The sequence below is a fragment of the Phocaeicola sp. genome (genome assembly GCF_057861905.1).
The window spans coordinates 1-3,904 of record NZ_DBMACV010000125.1; the positions used below are offsets into that span (position 1 = coordinate 1).

Here is a 3,904-nt window from a genome sequence, read left to right on the forward strand (position 1 = left end):
AGAACTTGTAACTTGGGATATTCTATGTGAAAAATTAAGACCGATCAATCATCAATTAAGAAATGGACTATTTATAACAATGGGGGTTTGTCATGGCTGTTATTTTATCTCAAAGGATGTCGTTGATAAGCCATCTATATTCCAAGGAATTGTAGCCTCATTTGATATACTATATGATTTTAGTATTTATATCCAGTTTTATGCATTCTATGAAGAATTATTTACATCATTTGATTTTAATTTAGCATACGAAAAGTTAATTAAAGCCAATCATTATACTTCTATTAATTATGCATGCTATAGTTCTGAATTCATTTTTGCAATGGTTCAGACTGATTATGATGAAAAAAAGTGTACAGAAGAGGCTTTTAAACAAAGAGCGCTTGATGAAATAGAAGCTGGTAATTTGAAATTTGTTAGTCGCCAAGATAAACGTAGGAAGATTCGAGAGTTTGTAAAACTAGGATTACAGACTAAAGAAGAATATTTTAAAAAAGCATATAGAACTTTTTTTATGTTGGATGATTACCCAGAATTGGAGAAAGATATTTCTTTCCCTTGTAATATATCCAAGATGAAAAATTGGTATAAGGGACTTTTGGGATTAAAATCTTAATAACGGGATATAAAAATATAATTAGGCTAATAAAATTTGTCATTTAGCTTAATCTTACACCTTGATTCTGTATGTGACATTTTACGCTCAATAGTTGAGATTTCCAAATCACGGAGAGCATGAGCAAAGACATTCTTGATGAAGATAGCGGTATGAATACGCTTTTTACTAAACGCTTTACCAATATTCCATCCAAAGTGCATAATATCAATACTTTTAAGTTGTGAGTCAACCTTTACAGGCGATATCTTTTGTAAGGTATCGCTTGTACTATATTCTACGATGTATGCACATAGACGGTTGAGGTCCTCTTCACTCATATAGGCAACCATTGTTTGCTTCGTATAGTTGAGAACCTTTTCCAATTTGGTTTGAATAGCATGATTCTTTTCTGCAATAGCATTGGTTCGCATAACTTCATATTCTGAAGGTTCAGAAATTGTTTCTTCAGTGGTAGGAGCAGGGTCAATGACATTTGGAATAGCCTGGCTTGAGTCTTCAATTGTAAGGTCTTCCGAAACAGTAACGGCGTCATTGTGATTTTTCATCGTTTGAAAAGCAGAGAAACGCAATAGAAAAGCTTCTATGCGTGGCAGCAGAAACTGATTGAAAGTTGTCTGTAAACTGGCATAGATTGCCATCAAGACAATTACTGTTGCAAAAAATGCAACACTACTACTGAAATCGTCAACACCTTTGGATAAAACAAACTGCCGGGCTAAAACGCCAACAACAAGAGTACCTACCAATACAAGGGAATAGGGTGCTATATGTTCTATACTTTTCTGATTCATAGTGATATTTGCTAATTGTTTGTACGCAAATATATGTCATTTTATAGATACCATGTTATAAATCCAAGAAAGTGGCAGCATTTGTCCTCGATATGGTACTTATTTCTATGCCATCTATGCCACAATAGAATAAAAAAGAAGAGTCCGACTAGGTTTTAACCCCATGTCAGACTCTTCTTTCGTTACAGAACTTTATACTATTTCAGCGAAATCTTATTCGCCGTCTCTCGCTTCTTGGAATTTACCAAATCAGCATAGATCTGTGTGGTGGTGACATTCCTGTGCGTCAGCATCTTCGATACTGTGTAAATGTCTGTTCCTAAGGAGATTTGGATGACGGCATATGAATGACGAAAGCAATGGAAGGTTATGTGCTTTCTGATTCCGGCTTCGGCAATCCATTGTTTCAAAGGGTGATGGGTCATGGAGCGAGTTAAGCCTTTGAAGACTTTTCCGGTGCCCCATTCGCCACACAACTCCAGAGCCTCCTGACTGATGGGGAGTGTGGCCTCGGTTTCTGTCTTTTCGGTGCAGATACGGATGTAGTAGCCTTGATCCGGGCCGACTTCAAAATCACGCCAATCCAGCTTCAAAATATCACTGATACGGAGACCGGTCATGCAGGCAAACAGGGATGCCTGTTTCAAGACTGGAATCTTGCAGGGCGTAGCTGCCAGTTTCTTGACTTCATCAAGTGTCAGATACTCTTTCTTGACCTCTTTCCATTCTATTTTTTCCAGAAAGTCGTTCAAATTCTCGCGCAGCATCTTTTCTTTATAGGCTATTTTCAATAAGGCACGGAACGTCGAATAATAACCAGCTGCCGAATTGCGTGAGATGTAAGCATTGGGATGATTGATCTGTTTGCATTTGAGCAGGTAATCCCTGAACTTCTCACACAGTTCCACGGTGACATCACCAAAGGTGCATTTGCCACCGACAAATTTCTCGAAGTGGTTGTAAACGCAATCCCATTTCTCGTACTTTTCTCGTGCTTTAGTCCGGAAATAGGCGAGGAAATCTACCTTTTGTTTGTTCTTATCCAGGAACCCGAATTCTTCATTGATAAGCGACTGGACACGGATACAGTGGATTGCCTCTGCCTTGTTCAGCATATCCTGATTGAACATTCTTTGCTGCTCGTTCTTGGGCTTGGCATAAATGTAGATGCCGAGGAATTCCCGGCGGCTCATCTTCATCGTGTAAGGATTGCGAATGGCCGGATAATAATCCAGATAAAGAGATATGCGGTCGTTACGCAATGGCTTTTGTCTCAAAGTTACGTTGGTGCATGTAAGTGTCATAGCTATATTGTTTTTTGATTAATACTTGTTTTTGTTGCAAATAAAATAGGTGTTCTAATGGTGGTATTTATCACCGGAAAATAACTTTCGGCTCATTCTATCTTTGGAGGTTCAAAGAACTTGTCCAGCTCTGCCCGCAGGATCTTGGTATATTTACCGACCTTGATACGGGGAATATTGTGGTATTTCACATAATGGTAGAGTTGATCCCGCGTCAAATTGAATCGCTCCATCGCTTCGGCAATGGTGTAGTATTTGGGCTCTTCTGGAGCTATGAGACCTTTGGCTATGTCCACATGCTTTTTGGAGTAGTACACCATAATGCCGACTTTCTTTTTGGGAATGGCATTCTTTGATACGAAAGAATAGATGGCCGTCAGTGTCATGCCGAACTTCTCCTGCATGTCTTGTGTGCTATACCATTCCTTGATCTCAGGATCGGGAGCTTTTTTTGCAAAGTAGTCATCAATATGCTTTTTGCTCCAATAGGTTTTCCCACGGTTAAATGTCCGGGGTATATTATGCTCTTTAGCTATATGAAATATCCAGGAATCTTTGACACCGAATTTCTCTTTAATCTCATTTGTGGTATAGAAGTCTGTGATAGGAAGAGTGTCTTTAGGTTGTCGTTTCTTGTATGGGTTTCTTTTAAGCATCTCTTTTATATCGCTCTGCCGAACAAATGAAAGCCTACTGCTCAACTTATAAGCAGCAAGATGTCCTGTATAAATCATTTTATAAACAGCTTGCAGTGAAAGCCCCAACAAAGTAGCAGCCTGAGCGATCGACAAATATTCTTTGTCTTTAATATCCATCAAAGGCTTTTCACTCTTAACGATTTGAATCCTTTGCTCTTCCTGCTGAATCCGTTTTGCTCGTATGGCCTGTTTATAAGCCAAATTCGCGCATCTGTGTGAGCAGTATTTCGTAGTTACTTTTTGTGCTACGAATTCTTGGCCACACCACTCACAAATCTTTTTAATTCTAATGTTGCTCTTTGCCATTTTACTTGAATTTTTAGGGTTTATTTCTCCTTGATTTCTCCAGTTTTATTCCACCATCTTAAACCATATTCAACCATATTCAACTTTCTCCACGACCTTGCCAACGATAATCCTCGGATTTTCGTGGTGAGGTACACAGGAGGTACAAAAAATGGCGTAAAAAGGCTTAGCAACGATTATCAACGA

General features: G+C 38.8%; 4 protein-coding genes. 1 reads left to right on the top strand and 3 read right to left on the bottom strand.

Annotated elements, in window-relative coordinates:
* On the top strand, positions 1–616 hold a 616-nt coding region (locus ACZM60_RS14475), incomplete at its 5' end, for a hypothetical protein (protein ID WP_489521838.1).
* A gap of 26 nt (positions 617–642) precedes the next feature.
* On the opposite strand, the gene ACZM60_RS14480 is transcribed toward ACZM60_RS14475, so the two are convergent.
* From ACZM60_RS14480 to ACZM60_RS14490, 3 genes are all read right to left on the bottom strand, one after another.
* Entirely contained in the window at positions 643–1,410 is a 768-nt protein-coding gene (locus ACZM60_RS14480; protein ID WP_489521839.1) for a mobilization protein, read from the bottom strand.
* A gap of 197 nt (positions 1,411–1,607) precedes the next feature.
* Positions 1,608–2,714 carry a site-specific integrase gene (locus ACZM60_RS14485; protein ID WP_489521840.1) on the bottom strand — a complete coding sequence of 369 codons (1,107 nt, stop codon included), beginning with the start codon at positions 2,712–2,714 and terminating at the stop codon, positions 1,608–1,610.
* 92 nt (positions 2,715–2,806) lie between these two features.
* Positions 2,807–3,718: a helix-turn-helix domain-containing protein gene (locus tag ACZM60_RS14490; RefSeq protein ID WP_489521841.1), complete on the bottom strand. Its 912-nt coding sequence runs from the start codon at positions 3,716–3,718 to the stop codon at positions 2,807–2,809.
* Positions 3,719–3,904 lie beyond the last annotated feature (186 nt).